This is a genomic window from Nitrospirota bacterium (assembly GCA_037386965.1).
Classification (GTDB): Bacteria; Nitrospirota; Thermodesulfovibrionia; order Thermodesulfovibrionales; family JdFR-86; genus JARRLN01.
Map to the genome: position 1 here is coordinate 1 of JARRLN010000049.1, position 16,137 is coordinate 16,137.

The 16,137-nt window shown below is 63.8% G+C and carries 21 protein-coding genes; 7 read left to right on the forward strand and 14 right to left on the reverse strand.

What is annotated here, in order from left to right; translation table 11 throughout:
• The 9 genes from P8Y39_08185 to hemL all read right to left on the reverse strand — a co-directional run.
• A partial coding sequence (locus P8Y39_08185; protein ID MEJ2192313.1) for a glucose-6-phosphate isomerase occupies positions 1–1,208 on the reverse strand: 1,208 nt, incomplete at its 3' end.
• A 95-nt stretch (positions 1,209–1,303) separates the two neighbouring features.
• Positions 1,304–1,672: an ATP synthase subunit I gene (locus P8Y39_08190; protein ID MEJ2192314.1), complete on the reverse strand. Its 369-nt coding sequence runs from the start codon at positions 1,670–1,672 to the stop codon at positions 1,304–1,306.
• Positions 1,653–1,877 carry an AtpZ/AtpI family protein gene (locus tag P8Y39_08195; protein MEJ2192315.1) on the reverse strand — a complete coding sequence of 75 codons (225 nt, stop codon included), beginning with the start codon at positions 1,875–1,877 and terminating at the stop codon, positions 1,653–1,655. Before P8Y39_08195 ends, P8Y39_08190 begins: the two co-directional genes overlap by 20 nt.
• Before the next feature lie 55 nt (positions 1,878–1,932).
• Entirely contained in the window at positions 1,933–2,580 is a 648-nt protein-coding gene (locus P8Y39_08200; GenBank protein ID MEJ2192316.1) for an HAD-IIIA family hydrolase, read from the reverse strand.
• Positions 2,581–2,640: 60 nt separating this feature from the next.
• Positions 2,641–3,918 carry a polysulfide reductase NrfD gene (gene nrfD, locus P8Y39_08205; protein ID MEJ2192317.1) on the reverse strand — a complete coding sequence of 426 codons (1,278 nt, stop codon included), beginning with the start codon at positions 3,916–3,918 and terminating at the stop codon, positions 2,641–2,643.
• Positions 3,919–3,922: 4 nt separating this feature from the next.
• The gene (locus P8Y39_08210) at positions 3,923–4,732 is read right to left on the reverse strand and encodes a 4Fe-4S dicluster domain-containing protein (GenBank protein ID MEJ2192318.1); all 810 of its coding nucleotides are present in this window, start codon (positions 4,730–4,732) and stop codon (positions 3,923–3,925) included.
• A 10-nt stretch (positions 4,733–4,742) separates the two neighbouring features.
• Entirely contained in the window at positions 4,743–5,204 is a 462-nt protein-coding gene (locus P8Y39_08215; protein MEJ2192319.1) for a cytochrome c3 family protein, read from the reverse strand.
• Positions 5,205–5,378: 174 nt separating this feature from the next.
• A complete protein-coding gene (locus tag P8Y39_08220) occupies positions 5,379–6,350 on the reverse strand; it encodes a cytochrome c3 family protein (protein MEJ2192320.1) in 972 nt (323 codons plus the stop codon).
• 38 nt (positions 6,351–6,388) lie between these two features.
• Positions 6,389–7,672 (reverse strand): glutamate-1-semialdehyde 2,1-aminomutase, encoded by a 1,284-nt coding sequence (hemL, locus tag P8Y39_08225; protein ID MEJ2192321.1) that lies wholly within the window; start codon positions 7,670–7,672, stop codon positions 6,389–6,391.
• 63 nt (positions 7,673–7,735) lie between these two features.
• Between hemL and P8Y39_08230 the strand changes: the two genes are divergently transcribed.
• The gene (locus P8Y39_08230) at positions 7,736–8,482 is read left to right on the forward strand and encodes a SurA N-terminal domain-containing protein (protein MEJ2192322.1); all 747 of its coding nucleotides are present in this window, start codon (positions 7,736–7,738) and stop codon (positions 8,480–8,482) included.
• Here the strand turns inward: P8Y39_08230 and P8Y39_08235 are convergent.
• Entirely contained in the window at positions 8,460–9,098 is a 639-nt protein-coding gene (locus P8Y39_08235; GenBank protein MEJ2192323.1) for a transcriptional regulator, read from the reverse strand. The two genes, P8Y39_08230 and P8Y39_08235, sit on opposite strands and share 23 nt — an antisense overlap.
• Before the next feature lie 138 nt (positions 9,099–9,236).
• Here P8Y39_08235 and P8Y39_08240 point away from each other — a divergent pair, with 138 nt between their 5' ends.
• Complete coding sequence (locus P8Y39_08240; protein ID MEJ2192324.1) at positions 9,237–10,052, forward strand: dihydropteroate synthase; 816 nt, start codon at positions 9,237–9,239, stop codon at positions 10,050–10,052.
• A 66-nt stretch (positions 10,053–10,118) separates the two neighbouring features.
• On the forward strand, positions 10,119–10,940 hold the full coding sequence (locus tag P8Y39_08245) for a fumarate hydratase (GenBank protein ID MEJ2192325.1): 822 nt from the start codon (positions 10,119–10,121) through the stop codon (positions 10,938–10,940).
• An 89-nt stretch (positions 10,941–11,029) separates the two neighbouring features.
• Here the strand turns inward: P8Y39_08245 and P8Y39_08250 are convergent, their stop codons facing one another.
• Complete coding sequence (locus tag P8Y39_08250) at positions 11,030–11,227, reverse strand: hypothetical protein (GenBank protein MEJ2192326.1); 198 nt, start codon at positions 11,225–11,227, stop codon at positions 11,030–11,032.
• Between the two features lie 150 nt (positions 11,228–11,377).
• On the opposite strand from P8Y39_08250, the gene P8Y39_08255 reads away from it, so the two are divergent.
• Positions 11,378–12,028 carry a dienelactone hydrolase family protein gene (locus tag P8Y39_08255; GenBank protein ID MEJ2192327.1) on the forward strand — a complete coding sequence of 217 codons (651 nt, stop codon included), beginning with the start codon at positions 11,378–11,380 and terminating at the stop codon, positions 12,026–12,028.
• Between the two features lie 526 nt (positions 12,029–12,554).
• On the forward strand, positions 12,555–12,827 hold the full coding sequence (locus P8Y39_08260) for a PilZ domain-containing protein (GenBank protein ID MEJ2192328.1): 273 nt from the start codon (positions 12,555–12,557) through the stop codon (positions 12,825–12,827).
• Positions 12,828–12,956: 129 nt separating this feature from the next.
• Here the strand turns inward: P8Y39_08260 and P8Y39_08265 are convergent, their stop codons facing one another.
• The 3 genes from P8Y39_08265 to serS form a co-directional block, all read right to left on the reverse strand.
• Positions 12,957–13,445: a methylated-DNA--[protein]-cysteine S-methyltransferase gene (locus P8Y39_08265; protein MEJ2192329.1), complete on the reverse strand. Its 489-nt coding sequence runs from the start codon at positions 13,443–13,445 to the stop codon at positions 12,957–12,959.
• A 28-nt stretch (positions 13,446–13,473) separates the two neighbouring features.
• The gene (locus tag P8Y39_08270) at positions 13,474–13,692 is read right to left on the reverse strand and encodes a DUF3553 domain-containing protein (protein ID MEJ2192330.1); all 219 of its coding nucleotides are present in this window, start codon (positions 13,690–13,692) and stop codon (positions 13,474–13,476) included.
• A 216-nt stretch (positions 13,693–13,908) separates the two neighbouring features.
• A complete protein-coding gene (gene serS / locus P8Y39_08275) occupies positions 13,909–15,174 on the reverse strand; it encodes a serine--tRNA ligase (GenBank protein ID MEJ2192331.1) in 1,266 nt (421 codons plus the stop codon).
• A gap of 117 nt (positions 15,175–15,291) precedes the next feature.
• Between serS and P8Y39_08280 the strand changes: the two genes are divergently transcribed.
• The gene (locus P8Y39_08280; GenBank protein MEJ2192332.1) at positions 15,292–15,927 is read left to right on the forward strand and encodes a Smr/MutS family protein; all 636 of its coding nucleotides are present in this window, start codon (positions 15,292–15,294) and stop codon (positions 15,925–15,927) included.
• Positions 15,928–16,022: 95 nt separating this feature from the next.
• On the forward strand, positions 16,023–16,137 hold a 115-nt coding region (locus P8Y39_08285), incomplete at its 3' end, for an endonuclease III domain-containing protein (GenBank protein MEJ2192333.1).

A 16,137-nucleotide genomic window follows, 5' to 3' on the forward strand; every position in this document is an offset into this window, starting at 1 on the left:
GGCTGGTTGAAGGCGTTGACTCCGTAGAGGCATCCGGCGAACGCCGTGGCCAGCTCGAAAAAGAGGAAGAGCTGCCCGAGGTGAGCGGCGTCCACCACCGGGACGGTGATGGTCATGTTGGGCCTTCCGTTTCCGGCCAGGCAGAGCTCGGTGGATTCCTCCTCGGCCGTGATGAGCTCCGCGAGGCTGTGCCCGCCGAGATACCCGAATCCCGTGTCCTCGAAGACGCGGGGGATGGGTACGTCCGTGCCGTAGTCCCCGATGCGCAGGAAGGTGATAACCTTATCCGGCGGGCCCTGCATCCAGAGCTGAAGCTGGGAGTGCTGGTCGGTCGTCCCCAGCGAGGGATAGGGGGTGGAGCCCTTCCCTTCCTTGCCCAGGCTCTCGGCCCAGAGCTGGCAGAACCACTCCGAGAGGGGCTTGAGCCTGTCGGCATAGGGAAGCATCACGTTTATGTTCCGCCTCTTCCGGGCGTCCATCAGGTAGAGCATTGCGCCGAAGAGATAGGCGGGGTTTCTTTCGAGGTCCGCTTCGCGGCAGTGCTCGCGCATCTCGCGGGCACCGGCCAGAAGCGCATCGGCCCCCACGCCGATGACCTCCGCCAGAAGAAGGCCCACCGGCGTGAGGACCGAGTACCGGCCCCCCACCTCCGGCGGCACGGGCAGGGCCCGCATGCCGGAGTCGCGGGCCATCTTGCGGAGGTATCCTTTCTCCGGGTCGGTGGTGGCAAGGAAGGGCTCGGTCCTGCCTCCCAGCTTCTCGTGCATGACCATGTAGGAGGCCATCGTCTCGGCCGTGCTCCCGCTCTTGGTGACCACGTTGACCGCGGTCCTGGAAAGGTCCACCAGCGAGAGGATGTTTTCGAGGGTGCAGGGGTCCACGTTGTCGTAGATGAAGACCTTGGGGGACCTGAGGTAATTATGGAAAGGGCTCAGGGCCTCCAGGATGGTGCGCGGCCCCAGGGCGGAGCCTCCTATGCCCAGGTGCAGATAGTACCGGGAGCCCTCCCTGACCTCTCCGCCCATCTCCTTCAGGGCCGAGACGTCCTGCTCCGGCAGGTCCAGGAACGCGAACCCGGGGCGCTTCCTGCCGGATATCTCCTCGTGGGCCTTCCGGGCCCCGGCCTCGATGGTGTCGAAATCCTCCCCGGTGAGCCCCGCCTCGCCGATGACATCGGACATCATGTTGGAGTAGTCAATTTCAAGCATGCAGCCTCCTTGCCCGTGGGTTCGGTGTTCGGTACGAAGAGGCACTTCCCGGAGCGAGGGGGAAGCCGGCGTCCCAACGTCCTGGGCGGATTATATCACAGCTTGCCTGAGGAGCCCAGGGAGTCTCTTCTCACCGTTCTGACGCCTTCCACGACCAACAGGAAGATGACCACGGTAAACCCTCCGGCCAGGGCCACCAAATTCACGGCCCGGGCCCGGGCCAGCAGGATGATGACGGCGGAGACCAGAAACAGGCGGAACATCCCCAGCACCCAGAGCTTGGCCGCGGGCCGGTCGCTGCCCAGGAGGCGCTCAAGCCCCACCTGAAGCCCCTTCAGGTTGGCAAGGCCGAGCAGGCCGCCCACGAGCACGCTCAAGGGAAGCTCACGGGGCTCGATGAGGGCGCAAACGGCGGCCAGCACGGGCAGGACGACGAACGCCTGCTTATGAACCCTTCTTACCACTGCCCCCTGCCTCCCGGGCCATCCGGAAAAGGTCCCGGAAGCCGGTGATGATGCCCAGGAGGAGAAACACGAGGGTGAGCCAGGGCCGGGTGCCCAGCCACTTGTCCAGGTAGTAGCCGATGACGAACCCCACGAAGGTGGCCGCCACCAGGTTGATGCCCACCATGCTGGCACGCCAGAGCTGGCGCATAAGCGGTTTCTCCATCCTGAGATTATAGCCCTCCCGGGCGGGCGGGGGCAACGGGGTGCGCCGGGGGGGCTCAGCAGGGCCCGCGGGACAGAAGGAACCGGGCCGCCTCCTGCATGTCCGGGGCGATATGCACGCGGCCCCGGGGCGTCAGGCCCTTTACCTTCTCATCCTCGCCGGGCTGGTTTATAAAGGGGATGAGAATTCCGGTGCCGCCGGCGCGAAGAGCGGTCTCCACGTCGGTGGCCCGGTCCCCTATGACGGCGAGGCGCGCCTCTTTCAGAGAGAGACCCTCGGAGGCAAGGGCGTCGAAGACCATCCCCAGGGCGGGCTTTATGCACGCGCAACGGCAGACCAGCTCCTCCCGGAAACCGTATTGCGGATACTCTCGGACATACTCGGGGCTTGCGTGCGGACAGAGGAAATAGCCGTCCAGAGGTGCGCCCCGCTCCCGGAGAGCCTCCAGGACATAGCGGCAAACCTCGTGGGCCCGTTCACGGGTAAGACGCGGGAAGTCCCGTATGGCCACTCCCGGCTGGTTCGTCACCATATAGAGGGCCACCTCCGGGATGGTCCTGAGGAGCTTCACGCCCTCGACGACCTTCGGCAGCAGCCGCACCCGGCCCCTCCAGTCTTCATCATGGCCCAGGTACAGGTGCTCCCGCGTATCGTATATCAGGGTACCGTCCCGGTCGAGGCAGACCACGGGTTTCTTCCGCATGGACTCATGCTACCCCGGACCGGCAAACCTGTAAAGGCCGCGGGAAGGGCTTCGCGCAGGTCAGTGCCCGGAGGTCTCTTCCTCGCCCCCCGAAAGAACGGGGACCAACTTGTTGACGAGCCACAGAAGCACGAAGGGAAGGACCAGGATGGTCAGAAGTCCGAAGAACCCCTCCCTGTACGTCTCCAGGTTATGCGGCATGAAGGGCATATGGTAGTGCATGAACCCGGCGAAGGTGAGCGAGAAGCTCTGCCCGCCGATGACGACGTTCCACCGCATCATGAACACGCCCATGAGCACGAGGACAAGCGCCACCACGGCCCGCCGCACCGTAAGCCGGGGCCAGAGAAGCATGATGAAGGGCAGCAGGTTGCCAATCCCGTACTGGAGGATGAATATGTCGATGAAGTCCCTCTCGTAGATGACCGCCCGGAGGATGTCCCAGCTCTTGACCGCCGTGTAGCCGCGGAAGACCAGGTCCAGGAGCTCCAGGCTGATGGCCGCCACCATGAAGCCCACCAGGTACCTGGCGGTTATCTTCACGGTCTCTATCTCCACGCCGGCGATATCCTTGGCCGGCATCCAGGGCTTCCGGTTCCTGAGCGCCCGCAGCTTCCTGTACTCCATGATGATGATATAGGTGAGCATGCACAGGGCGATGCCCGAGACGATGGCCGACATGATGAAGATGACCGGCATGAGGGGGGTCATCCACAGGGCGTTTGCCTTGACGGAGCCGAAGATGAAACCCGCGTACCCGTGGAGGAAACAGGCCACGGGAATGCCTATCCCGGAGAGTATCTTTATGGCCTTGTGGTCGGCCTGGTCGGCGCCGGGGCCCATATCGTAGGCACCCAGGCTCATGCCCCTGTAGCAACAGTAGCGGACCCGGTTGCAAATGCCTTCGGCATTCCTCAGGCGCTCGATCTCATGGACGAAGAAGGTGCGGCTGACGAACCATATCTCCGAGGCCACGATGGCCGAGTAGGTGAAGAACACGATGCCGAAGGCCGCGATGGCGCTGGTGAAATGCGGCGTGAAAAAGACAAAGACGCCCCGCTGGGGCTGAAGCAGATGAAACAGCAGCGGCATGGGAGCGGCCACCAGGAGCGCGAAGGAGAACAGGAGGGAGAACCGGGCCATGTCCTTGAGCTCCGTCCGGCCGAACACGTGATACAGCGACGAGAGAACGAAGGCCCCGGCCACCAGGCCGGTCATGAACGGATACAGCACGATCTGAATGCTCCAGTAGATGTACTCGTTCGGATAGACGAACATCTCCTTGATGGTCCAGGCCGCGCCGTGAACTTCGGCGGCGTGTGCTTCCAATCCAGTCATCCCATCACCTTACGTTCTCGTCCAAGCCCAGATAGTAGACCAGGGGCCTGGTTCCGAATTCGGGTTTCAGCACCGCGACGCGGTCGGTCTCGACCACCTGTGCCACCGGGTCGTCGGGTTTGTTCGCCTCACCGAAGCGCCGTGCCTCGAAGGGGCAGGCCATGACACAGGCCGGCTTCATGCCCTTGACGATCCTGTGATAGCACCAGGTGCACTTTTCGGCCACCCTGTAAACGGGGTGGAAGAACCGCACGCCGTACGGGCAGGCCATGATGCAGTATCCGCAGCCGATGCACCAGGTGCGGTCCACCAGCACCACGCCGTCGGCGGTCTTGAATGTGGCCCCCACGGGGCAGACCTGCACGCAGGGGGGCTTGTCGCACTGGTTACAGAGCTTCGGCACGAAGAACGACTTCGCGATCATGTCGGGGGGAACGACCACGTTGGAGCCCAGCTCCGTATAATTATGGAAGACGTTCTGCTTGTATCCATCCCGGGCCCCCATGGGCGTATCGGCGAACACGGTGCCCGCCTCGACGGACCTGCCCTTGCCGTCTACGCTGATCTGCCCTTCCCCGGTGATGACATAGCGCTCCACCCAGGTGCGGGTGACCGGCAGGTCGTAGGGCACCTCGTTTTCGAGCTTGCACGCCTTTACGCACAGGCCGCAGCCCACGCACTTCATGGTGTCCACGAGGAAAACCCACCGCGAACGCGGTCCGGCCGTCTCCTGCGCCCTGACCGTGCCCACTCCCAACCCGGCGCCCGCGCCGGCCAAGAGGGAAAGCCGTATGAAATCTCTTCTCGATATCATTTCTTCCTGCTCAAAACCCCGGGCTGTGCGGATTGTGACACTGTACGCACTCCGTATCCGGATAGTGCTCGTCATTGTTAATGGGAGGTATCACCCGCCGCCCCGAGGTGGGGTACGGCAGGTAGGCGTGGCACCGAAGGCACAGGTCCCGCCTGCGGTCGATGGTGAGCTTCTCGGGCTTCACCGGGTGGTCGACGGCCGGACCGTGGCAGTTCTCGCACTGGATGATGGCATGAGGGCTGGCCATGATGGTCTCGTATTTCTGTGCATGGCAGCCCTCGCAGTACTCGCGGGTCTGGTACTTCACCTTGAAGTTACGCCAGAAATCTTCGGCTCCCTTCCTGTGCCAGCCGTACATGAAACCGCGTTCCCCGATGCCGAAGTCCTTGGGGACGACAAAGACCCTGGCGAGGAGAATGATGCACACAAAAGCTATGACGACATAAAGAGGACGGAGAACGTAGGATTTCATGGGGATGTAATTTACCATCGCCGACCGAATATTTCAACCTGATAAGCGGAAAGGCAAATCCCTTAAAGTCCCAGGTAGAGGGACCATGCACCGGCCGGACGCCATGAACGCGGCATCGGCACAAAAAAAGGGCGGGCCCTTCCGGCCCGCCCCGTTCGCTCTCTGGCAGTGCTGCTATCCCTTAATGAAGTCCATCGGGTTTCTGTACTCGTGACACTGGGTGCAGGTCTTCTTGGCCTGCTGCTTGGTCACGGCCCACCCGTGGGGCTTGTGGCACTGGGTGCACACCATGCCCACCACCTTGATGTGCAGCCCGTGCTTGCCCACGTCGGGTATCCGCTCGTGGCAGTTCAGGCAGTGCCCCTGCTCCGGCCGCAGCTTGCCGTGGGGCTTGTGGCAGAGGAAGCAGCTGAACCGCATGGGCGCGCCCTTGGGCACATTTATTTTGATGGCCCGCTTGATGGTCTCCTGGGACGGCTGATAGTGCGTGACGTCCAGGGTCTCCCCGGCCTTCAGGTTCTCCCTGACCTTGGGGCCGCCGTGGCAGTACAGGCACTTCCCTCTGCCCGGAAGAAGGGTGGGCGTCCTGTCCGTGTGGCAGTTGAGGCAGGCCAGCTCCTTCATGCCCGCGCCGTGGACTTCCTTGCCCTCATGGCACCTGACGCAGAAGCGCGCCTCGGGCGTGAACTTGTGCACGATGTACCCGTGGCACTTCGCGCACTCTATCTGCTCGCTGAAGTAATGCTTGGCATGCATCGTGGAGTCGTTGATGAGCGGGGCGTTCTCAAAGCCCTTCTCCCTCTCCCAATGGCACTTGATGCAGTACTTCCAGCTGACGATTATCTTGCCGTGCCTCGCGGGCACCCTCTCGGGCCTGTGCAGGACGAAGCTGATGAGAAGCTGGTTCTGTTCGGGTATCGTCAGATGATGGCACTCATGGCAGTTGATGCCGGCATGCTCGCTTACCGACCAGGCGTCATAGGCCGGCTGCATGAGGTGGCAGGCCACGCAGAACTTCGGGTTGTTCTGGGTGAAGTCGTAGAATTTATAGGCGACGGCCCCCCCTCCCACCGCCATGACAAGTATCAGGACGGCAATGATGATTTTCCCCTTGAGAGGCAGTTTCTCTCTCCACCACTGGACCATGGCTTGGTTGCTCCCCCTTTTGTGCGAATTTCTGTAAACTAAACTTCCTTGAACGACTCATACGCCGCCCGCGCGGTCCGGGTGATGTCCCCCGGCGTGTGGGCCAGCGAGATGAACCCCGCCTCGAACTGGCTCGGAGCAAGGTTCACACCCCTCTTGAGCATCCCCAAGAAAAACCGGGCGAACTTCTGCGTGTCGGCGGCCACGGCCGTCTCGTAATCCACCACCTCCCGTTCGGTGAAATACGTGCAGAACATGGTGCCCGCCCGGTAGAACTTCGTCACTGCGCCGGCGCGCCGGGCTGCGTCCCTCAGGGCCTCCTCCAGGTGCGCCCCGATGCGCTCCAGCTTTTCGTACGTGCCTTTTCTCCTCAGTATCTTCAGGGTCTCTATGCCCGCCGTCATGGCCAGGGGGTTGCCCGAAAGCGTGCCGGCCTGATAGACCGGCCCCTCGGGGGAGACCATGCTCATGATGTCCGCCCGTCCGCCGTAGGCCCCTACGGGAAGCCCTCCTCCGATGACCTTGCCCAGGCAGGTCATGTCCGGCTTGATCCCGAAGCGCTCCTGGGCGCCCCCCAGAGCGACCCTGAAACCCGTCATGACTTCGTCGAAAATGAGGATGATGCCGTGCTTTCTGGTGAGGCTGCGGAGGGCCTTGAGAAAGCCCGCCTTGGGAAGGATGAGGCCGGCGTTGCCCACCACGGGCTCCAGGATGACGCAGGCGATGTTCTTCCCTTCCTTCTCTATGACCGACGTAAGGGACCGGGTGTCGTTGAACGGCAGGGCGATGGTGTTTCTGGCCGAAGACCTGGGGACGCCCGGGCTCGTGGGCACACCGAAGGTGGTGGCCCCGGAGCCGGCCTTCACCAGAAGGCCGTTCGCATGGCCGTGGTAGCAGCCGGCAAACTTGATGACCTTGTCCCTGCCCGTGTACCCCCGGGCCACGCGGATGGCGCTCATGGCGGCCTCGGTGCCGGAGTTGACCATGCGGACCTTCTCCATGGAGGGGTAAAGCTCCAGCACCAGCGCGGCTAGCTCCACCTCCAGGGCCGTGGGGGCCCCGTAGCTCGTGCCCTTCTCAACCGCGGCCTTCAGGGCCCTGGTCACCCGGGGGTGGGCGTGCCCGAGGATCATCGGACCCCAGGAAAGGACGTAGTCGATGTAGGCGTTGCCGTCTACATCGTAAATCCGGGAGCCCTTGGCGTGGTCGATGAAAAGGGGATTGCCGCCCACGGCCTTGAACGCCCGGACCGGACTGTTCACTCCGCCGGGGATGAGGCCTTGGGCTTTTCGGAAGAGGGTTTTGGACTTTCGCCGCGACACCTTTTCCATGAGAACTTACACTAACACACGGCCGGAACTTCTGTCAAAAACCACAGCTTTAGGATGGGCCCTGTCGCCCCGGACGGACCACGGCCCCGTGCGGGCCGACCGCGCATTTCCCCTGGGGCCGGCACTTATGGTATAAAAGAGGACGAGCACGCAAGGAGGGTCTTGATGAGAAAGTTCGTATACGTACTCCTCGCAACGGGGCTTCTCTGGGGCTGCACCCAGGGAGCAAAGGAAAGCGAGACGTCCGGAGCGTATCTGGCCAAAGTCGACGGCACCGCCATCACCGAGCAGGACGTGCAGAGCCAGTACGATATGCTCCCGCCCCAGGTCCAGGAAGTGTTCGCCGAACAGGGCGGCAAGGCCCGGCTGATCGACGAGCTGGTGAAAAAGGAGATGCTCTACCAGGAAGCCCGGAAAGCGGACGTGCAGAAGGACGAGAAGTTCAAGGAGCGCCTGGCCGAGTTCAAGAAGCGCCTCATGATAGAAATCCTCCTTCAGAAGGAAATCGGGGAGAAATCGAAGGTCTCGGACCAGGAGGTCCGGGATTTCTATGAGAAGAACAAGGAACGCTTCTCGGTGGGCAAGCAGGGAGAGAAAGGGAGCGAACCCATCGAATTCGAGACCGTCCGGAAGCTCTTGAAGGAGCGCCTCCAGGGCCAGAAACAGCAGGAGGCCTTCGAAAGCTACGTGGATTCCCTGAAAAAGAAGTACACCGTTGAGAGGAACGAAGAGGCCATCCGCGCAGCCTTCGGCAATGCCCCTGAGCCCGGCAGCGCCCCTACGCCCTCGGCAGCGGAATAGAGTAGACGCAGGCGGGAGAGCCCGCCGTCTGGCACGCGGTGCGCTTGACCTTGGGCCCCAGAAGGTCCCGGAAAAGCTCCAGCTCGTACCGGCAGGCCTCGGGGTAAGACTGGGCCACGCTGGGTATGACGCAGTTGAAAATGTTCAGGGTCCAGGCCTTCCCGTCGGACTCCACCTCGGCCATCTGGCCCTCCTCGTTGAGCGCTCCGGCCAGGGCCGAGACCCTCGCCTCAAAGGGCTCCATGCCCTCCAGCAGCTGCTCCTTCTCATCGAGGCGCCTGCCCTTGAGGGTCTTGAATAGCTTGTCCACCTTCTTCCTGCCGTCCAGCTCCTCCACGGTTCTCAACAGGTCCCCGGCCAGCTTGCCGTAGGCGCTGGGAAAGACCTCCTGAGCCTTCGGGGTAAGGCTGTAGAGGAAGACGGGCCTTCCGATGCCGTACTTGCGGGTCTCGTACGAGACGAGGCCACGCTTCTCCAGGGACATCAAGTGCTGTCTCACCGCCATCGGCGTGATGCCCATCTCCTTGCTCATGTCGGCGACGGTGAGATGGCCGGCCCTCTTCAGGAGGGTGACAATCCTCTCCCGCGTGGGGTTCTCCTCCATGGCCATTTCCATAGCAAATATTATCACATCTGCTGCGAAAATAGGGGAAAATAAATATAAAAATATTTAATTGACGGCAAAATGGCTCCTTTTGCCTGGGCGCCCCGGGTGCTCTATAATCAGGGTAATCCCCGTGCGAGGAGGTAAGGCATGCTCGTAGTGGCCGACAACCTGAATACGAGGAACGTGGCGTACATGGACGCCCTGAGCAGACGCGACGCCCGGGCCCTGGCCGGCATGGTGTGTGCCCTCTGCGAGGCCGGGGCGGAGGCCGTCAACCTCCAGTGCTCCCTGGACGGGGCCGGAGACGAGGACGTCCTGCCCTGGGCCGTGGAGGCGGTGCTTCTGGCGGCGGGGGTGGAGACCGGCATCTGCCTGGACTCTCGAAACCTCCCCGCCCTGAAGGCGGCCTTGCCCCTGCCCAAGAGCCCTCCCCTGGTCAATTACGTCTCCCGGACGGAGCCCCCGGACCGGAAGGCGCTGTTGGAGGCGGCGGCCGCGGCCGGAGCCTCGGTGGTGCTGAGGGCCTCGCGCGAGGTGCCCCCGGCCGGCCTGGAGGCGAAGCTCCAGCTTATCGAGGAGCTCATCGAGGCCGCCAACGCCGCCGATATCCCCAACGAGCGCCTCTACGCCGACCCCTCACTGGTGCACATCGGGCGGGGCGCGGGCCAGAGCCATCTGGCCAACTCCCGGGAGTTCGTCAGGGTCCTCTCCGAGCTCGTGGACCCCCCGGTCAACACCGTCGCCTGGGTCTCCAACGTCTCAAGCGGCATGCCCCGAGAGATGGCCCGGAGGGTGGACGCCTCCTTCCTGACCTACCTGGCGGGGGCCGGCCTGGACGCGGCCCTGGTGGATGTCCTGGACCCCCGGGTCAGGCAGGCCGTCTATCTGCTCAGGGCCTACAGGGACGAGACCGTCTTCTCCCGGGCGGAGTTCGACGCCCGGGGGCGTAGGGACGTGTTATGATATTTGCATGACAAAGGGCCGCAAGTCCCCCGGAAGGACGCTCTGCTTAAGCTCAAGCAGGGTATAGTGGAGCTTTACCGGAAGGTATCCACGTCGCTTCCCCCGGACGTGGAACAGGCTCTGGTGCGCGCCCACGCCCGGGAGCCGGAGGGCTCCTCCGCCGGGGAGGAGCTGGCCCGCATGGTGCAGATAGCCCAAAGCGCCCGGGGGCGAAAGCACCTCCTGTGCCTGGACACCGGGGTGCCGGTTTTCCACGTGCGGGCGCCCAAGGGCCTCGGCCACCGCGAGATAAGGGAGACCATCGTCGAGGCCACTCGCGAGGCGACCCGAAGGATACCCCTTCAAGCCAACGCGGTGGACGCCCTGACCAATACGAACACGGGCGATAACACCGGAGAGGGCGTGCCCGTCATCCATATCGCCCAGAGCGAGGGCTCGACCCTGACGGTGGAGCTTTCTCTCATGGCCTCCGGCTCGGAGAACCTGGGCTGCCTGTACAGCCTGCCCGAGGAGGGACTCCACGCCGAGAGGAACCTGGAAGGCGTCCGCAGGTGCGTCATGGACGCCGTGCGGCTCGCCGGCGGGAGGGGCTGCCCGCCCTACACCATCGGCGCGGGCGTGGCCGGCACGCGGGACCAAGCCGTCTCCCTCTCCAAGGAGCAGCTCAGGCGTAAGCTTTCCGATACAAACCCCCGGGAAGAGCTCCGGCACCTGGAGGAGAGGCTTCTCGAGGACATCAACGCCCTGGGCATCGGGCCCCATGGACGGGGCGGCAAGACCACCGCCCTGGGCGTGAAACTCGGGGTGCACCACCGCCATCCGGACAGTTTCTTCGTGGACGTCTCCTTCGCCTGCTGGAGCAACAGGCGGGGCAAGCTCATCTGGTAGGTCTCCCGGAGCCGCTCTCTAGGGCCTCCGAAGGCGCCTTCAGGTCTGCCGGGGCCGTTGTCGGGGCTCGCGAAACCCTCCCCGGAGGCTTACCTCCCCGGAGAGCCGCCTTTCTTCTTCCAGAATTTCAGGTCCTCGACCACCAGCTTCAGAAACTCCGGGACGCTCTTCCCCTTGGCCTCTTCGCACCGGCACTGCTCGTCGTGCCCGGGGTGGGGAAGCTCCTCGTGCTTCTGCTCCGGCTCCCGGGACCTCCGCTGTGGGGTCTTCTTTGATTCCTCGGCCATGGTTCACCTCTCCTTATTATTATTTTACCCGAGGAAGGCAAAGGCGCCAGTGTTCTGTCTTCGAAAAAGGTCTAGCCCGCAGACGTGCCCCGTGATACCCTGCAAAGGAGGGAGGGGGCCGGCGGGAGAAAGAGGAGACCGGAGGATGACATGGCCACAGAGAGGGAGAAAGAAGTTACCGTCCGTGCCGACACGGTGGAGCTTCCGGGCTTCCTGACCGTGCCGGAGGGCGCCCAGGCCGCCGTCGTCCTCGCCCACGGCAGCGGCTCGAGCCGCTTGAGCCCGAGAAACAGGTTCGTGGCCCGGGTCCTGAACCGAAGCGGCATCGCCACCCTGCTGTTCGACCTGCTCACCGAAGAGGAGGACAGGGTCTACGAGAGGCGCTTCGATATCGGGCTTCTGACCGAAAGGCTCATGAAGGCAACCGTGTGGCTCAAGGGCGAGCCCGAAGCCGAGGGGCTCTCCCTGGGGTTCTTCGGGGCGAGCACCGGAGCGGCCGCCGCACTGGCGGTCGCCGCCGAGATGGGCGCCGACATAGGGGCGGTGGTCTCCCGGGGTGGACGGCCCGACATGGCCCCGAGCGCCCTGGGCCGCGTGCGAGCCCCCGTGCTCCTCATCGTGGGGGAGAGAGACCCCACGGTCATCCAACTGAACCGGGAGGCCTACGACCTCATCGAGGCGGAGAAGGACCTGAGGATCGTTGCCGGGGCCACCCACCTTTTCGAGGAGCCCGGCGCGCTTGAGCAGGTGGCGGACCTGGCGGCCCGGTGGTTCACACGGCACCTCCTCGCCCCGAAATAGCCCCGAATAGAAAGTTCTCACATTCCCCCCCGGCGATGCCCTCCCCTTATCCGGCGAGGGCTGTACCGCCCGGAAAAATGACAAATAAGAGAATGGGTTACGTCATTAAGTGACAAAATTTGTCATTACCCTCTTTTGTCACTGAAAAACCAAGGTCTTGATTTTGCAGCTTTTTTGTCCTGGCACGGTTACTGCATATGTAAATGGCGGAAGGCGGAAGCAAAAGGTTGTTCCCCCTCTAAGCCTCCTTGCGAAGGGGACCCTGAGCGGAAAGCGAGCTTCCCCTGAGATAAGAGCGCCGCTCATGGGTCCCCTTCCCCTCCCGACCGCAATGCTGCACAAAGGGCGAAAAGACTGGAGTCCCGCCCATGTCCCACGGGAGAGCAAAAGGAAGGGACAAAAAAATTATGCAATTTAGAGGCGAATCTGTTATACTGCTCCCACTGTTTGGGCCGAGGGAATCGGGTAACCTCACCGACACAGACAGCCCCGGTTCAGCGGGGCAAGGCGGCACAAGGGGGAAAGGATGGAGCGGAACACGCCATCCGGTCAGGACCGCCGGAGGGAGCACCGTATCCCGGAAAAGAAGATCGTCCGCCTTCAGTTGGGCGAGGAATCCTTCACGGGCCTGACCGCCGATTTCAGCTCTTCGGGCTTCAGCATGTACAGCATCCACCCTTTCGATGACGGTGTCCTGGTGCGCGCCGAAGTCTCCGACGTTTCAGGGCAGAGAGAGGCCCGGCTCATCTGGTCCGACAAGAGCAAGGTCCTCTTCAAGTACGGCTTTCTCTTCCAGTAGGCAGGCCCCCGGCAGCCGGTCAAGAGGTGACAAGCAGGCGGCCAGACGCGCGCCGGCCCGTCGTCAGGCAATCACGGCCTTCGGACATCCAGAGGGAAGCTGTGCGCCCGGGAGGAAACGCCTGGGGAGCTACAGGTCGGGGGCGGCTTCCGCGCTGCCCTGGCGGGAGTGGTAGTGCTCCATCATGAGGAGGCGCCGCTTGATATCGACCCCCGGGGTATACCCGCCCAGCTCTCCGTCGCTCTCCACGATGCGGTGGCAGGGAAGCACGATGGGGATGGGGTTCTTGGCGAGGGCCCGTCCCACCGCGCGGGAGCCCAGGGGACGGCCCACCCTCTGGGCAAGCCATTTGTAGCTGCGCGTCTCCCCGAAGGGGACCTCACGGAGGGCCAGCCAGACCGTCCGCTCGAAGTCGGTGCCGTGGGGAAGATGCAGAGGCCACCGGAACGGCCCCGTGAGGGTGCCCGCGAAGTACTCCGCAAGCTCGGCCAGGAATCCCCCGGGTGCGGCCCCCGCCTTCATGTGCGGGCGCTCGAACAGGATGCCCGAGAGTTTCCTCCCGGTGAAAACGAGATAGATATCGCCCAGCGGGCTTTCGTACGTCGCGTAGTACGTCATGTGCCCGAGAAAGCGGTGTGGGTGCGGCTCAGAGGAGGCGGATGCCGGCGAAGTAGCAGCAGAGCTCGCTGTCGAGGTCGTTGATGAAGGAGCGCTCCTCACCGTCCTCGAACATGATGCGCACCAGGCAGAACCCGCCGGGCAGGGTGGAATGGCGCTCTTCGACCACCTCCCCCTCGCCCCAGCAGCCGTACCGCACGTGGCGCACACGGTCGCCGGCCCTCAGATACAGTCTCGGTCCCCACATCCGCATGCCTTATTATAACGGGCGGGCGGCGGAGAAGACCAGAACCTATCTCAAAATTGCTTCCGACTGTAAGAGGCCTAAATGGCGTCATACGGCGTCCTGAAGGAAAAATCGTCCTCACCGCAGCTCTGCTGCGCCTCCGGGCGATTCCCCTTCCCTCCTTGTCTGCCGCCATTTATTCTCTCTTTCGCTTCGAAATCAATTGTGAGACAGATTCTACCCTATGCGGTCCGCTCCCATGTAAGGGCGAAGGGCCTCGGGCACCACGACGGCGCCGTCGCGCCGCTGGTAGTTCTCCAGGATGGCCACGACGGTGCGCCCTATGGCCAGGCTCGAGCCGTTCAGGGTGTGGACGAACTCCGTGCCCTTCCTGCCCTCGCGGCGGAAGCGCACCGAGGCGCGGCGGGCCTGGAAGTCCTCGAAGTTCGAGCAGGAGGATATCTCCCGGTACCGCCCCTGCCCCGGTAGCCAGACCTCCAGGTCATAGGTCTTGCTCGCGGCAAACCCCAGGTCCCCGGTGCACAGGGCCACGGTGCGGTAGTGAAGCCCCAGGCTCTGAAGGATGCTCTCGGCCTGGGCGGTGAGGCTTTCCAGCTCCTCATAGGAGGCCTCCGGCGCGGCGAACTTCACCAGCTCCACCTTGTTGAACTGGTGCTGCCGGATGAGCCCGCGGGTGTCCTTGCCGTAGGAGCCGGCCTCCCGCCGGAAGCACGGCGTATAGGCGGTGTAGCGAAGCGGCAGCTCCCGCTCCTCCAGTATCTCCTCCCGGTGGATGTTGGTGACGGGCACCTCGGCCGTGGGGATGAGGTACAGCTCGGGGTCCACGGTGCGGAAAAGCTCCATCTCGAATTTCGGGAGCTGTCCGGTGCCGGTCATGCTCTGGCGGTTGACCAGGAAAGGGGGGAGGACCTCCATGTAGCCCGCCCTGGTGTTCATGTCCAGCATGAAGTTCATGAGCGCCCTCTCCAGCCGCGCCCCCGCCCCCCGCATCAGGCTGAACCGCGCCCCCGCCATCCGGGAGGCGCGGGTGAAGTCGATGATGCCCAGCATCTCGGCGATGTCCCAGTGGTTCAGGGGCTCGAAGTCAAACGAAGGCGGCTCGCCCCAGGTGCGGACCACACGGTTCTCCGTCTCGTCCTTGCCCATCGGAACGGAGGAATGGGGGATGTTCGGCACGGTAAGGAGAAACTCCGCGGTCTTCTCCTCAATCTCCGAGAGGCCGCCCTCCATCTCCTTGATGAGGTCGGCCACGCCCCGCATCTCCTTTATCTTTTCCGCGGCGTCCTTCCCCTGGCGCTTCAGAAGGCCTATCTCCTCGGAGACCGTGTTTCTGCGGCTCCGGAGCTCCTCCACCTCCTTGAGTATCTCGCGGCGGCGCTCCTCCATCCGGAGGAAATCCCCCAGCGGCATGTCGTAGCACCTCTTTCTGAGGGCCTCCTCGACCAGCTCCACGTTGTCTCTGACGAACCGCGGGTCAAGCATCTCGGGGTTTCGAGCCTTTCTTCCTTGAGCAGCGAGGTATGCGTAACGGGGACCTGGTCCCCGCTCATCGGCTATAATAATACATCGCACCGTGAGAATAAAGTCCGGGGGTGTGCGATGAAAAACGACAAGTGGTCCAACACCCCGCTGAGCGGCCTTGCCGAGGCCCTCAGGCGGAAAGGGATGGAGCCCCGGGTCTCTCCCCGGCCCAAGCGGGAGAGGACCGACGAGGAGCTTTTCGAGGAGGCCATGGCCGGCGTGCGCGAGATACCGGAGTTTCGAAAGACTCCTCTGAAGGAGCCGCCGGCCTCGAGGCCCTCCCGCCGGAAGCGGGACGACACCATGGAGGGGCTCCGGGCCATGCGCCGGCTGGTACAGGGCAAGGAGAGGGTGACCCTCTCGGACACGGCCGAGTACGCCGAGTGGGCCTCGCCCGAAGCAAGCGGGGACATCCCGGCGCGCCTGCACGCCGGTGACTTCGCCGTCCAGGACTTCATCGACCTGCACGGCATGACCGCCCGGGAGGCGGAGGAGGCCCTCTCGGACTTCCTCAGGGGCGCCCTCAGGCGGCGCCTGGCCTGCGTGAAGGTCATCCACGGGCGGGGACTACGCTCGCCAAAAGGAGCAGTGCTGAGGGAGGCCGTACGGAAATGGCTCCGGGGCGGCCTGAGCAAGCACGTGCGGGCCTACGCCACCGCCCGGGGGTGCGACGGCGGGCTCGGGGCAACCTACGTGCTGCTGAAATCCCGTTGAGCCCTCCCCCGAACCGGCGCGACGCCGGAGGCCCGGCATCCGGTGCCTTGCCGTCCAGGGCGTCCGCCCGGGCCGTGCGAAAGCGCCTGCTTGGCATGTTCGAGCTGCTTCACGCGGCCTACGGCCCCCGGCACTGGTGGCCGGGGCAGAGCCCCTTCGAAGTGGCCGTGGGCGCCATCCTCACCCAGAACACCAACTGGGGGAACGTCC

What these genes read in the sequence shown, in the direction of transcription:
- P8Y39_08195 (MEJ2192315.1), bottom strand. Translation starts at nt 1,877, where the DNA reads ATGGAGAAACCGCTTATGCGCCAGCTCTGGCGTGCCAGCATGGTGGGC.
- P8Y39_08200 (MEJ2192316.1), bottom strand. Translation starts at nt 2,580, where the DNA reads ATGCGGAAGAAACCCGTGGTCTGCCTCGACCGGGACGGTACCCTGATA.
- nrfD (MEJ2192317.1), bottom strand. Translation starts at nt 3,918, where the DNA reads ATGACTGGATTGGAAGCACACGCCGCCGAAGTTCACGGCGCGGCCTGG.
- P8Y39_08210 (MEJ2192318.1), bottom strand. Translation starts at nt 4,732, where the DNA reads ATGATATCGAGAAGAGATTTCATACGGCTTTCCCTCTTGGCCGGCGCG.
- P8Y39_08215 (MEJ2192319.1), bottom strand. Translation starts at nt 5,204, where the DNA reads ATGAAATCCTACGTTCTCCGTCCTCTTTATGTCGTCATAGCTTTTGTG.
- P8Y39_08220 (MEJ2192320.1), bottom strand. Translation starts at nt 6,350, where the DNA reads ATGGTCCAGTGGTGGAGAGAGAAACTGCCTCTCAAGGGGAAAATCATC.
- P8Y39_08230 (MEJ2192322.1), top strand. Translation starts at nt 7,736, where the DNA reads ATGGGCCCTGTCGCCCCGGACGGACCACGGCCCCGTGCGGGCCGACCG.
- P8Y39_08235 (MEJ2192323.1), bottom strand. Translation starts at nt 9,098, where the DNA reads ATGGAAATGGCCATGGAGGAGAACCCCACGCGGGAGAGGATTGTCACC.
- P8Y39_08240 (MEJ2192324.1), top strand. Translation starts at nt 9,237, where the DNA reads ATGCTCGTAGTGGCCGACAACCTGAATACGAGGAACGTGGCGTACATG.
- P8Y39_08250 (MEJ2192326.1), bottom strand. Translation starts at nt 11,227, where the DNA reads ATGGCCGAGGAATCAAAGAAGACCCCACAGCGGAGGTCCCGGGAGCCG.
- P8Y39_08255 (MEJ2192327.1), top strand. Translation starts at nt 11,378, where the DNA reads ATGGCCACAGAGAGGGAGAAAGAAGTTACCGTCCGTGCCGACACGGTG.
- P8Y39_08260 (MEJ2192328.1), top strand. Translation starts at nt 12,555, where the DNA reads ATGGAGCGGAACACGCCATCCGGTCAGGACCGCCGGAGGGAGCACCGT.
- P8Y39_08265 (MEJ2192329.1), bottom strand. Translation starts at nt 13,445, where the DNA reads ATGACGTACTACGCGACGTACGAAAGCCCGCTGGGCGATATCTATCTC.
- P8Y39_08270 (MEJ2192330.1), bottom strand. Translation starts at nt 13,692, where the DNA reads ATGTGGGGACCGAGACTGTATCTGAGGGCCGGCGACCGTGTGCGCCAC.
- serS (MEJ2192331.1), bottom strand. Translation starts at nt 15,174, where the DNA reads ATGCTTGACCCGCGGTTCGTCAGAGACAACGTGGAGCTGGTCGAGGAG.
- P8Y39_08280 (MEJ2192332.1), top strand. Translation starts at nt 15,292, where the DNA reads ATGAAAAACGACAAGTGGTCCAACACCCCGCTGAGCGGCCTTGCCGAG.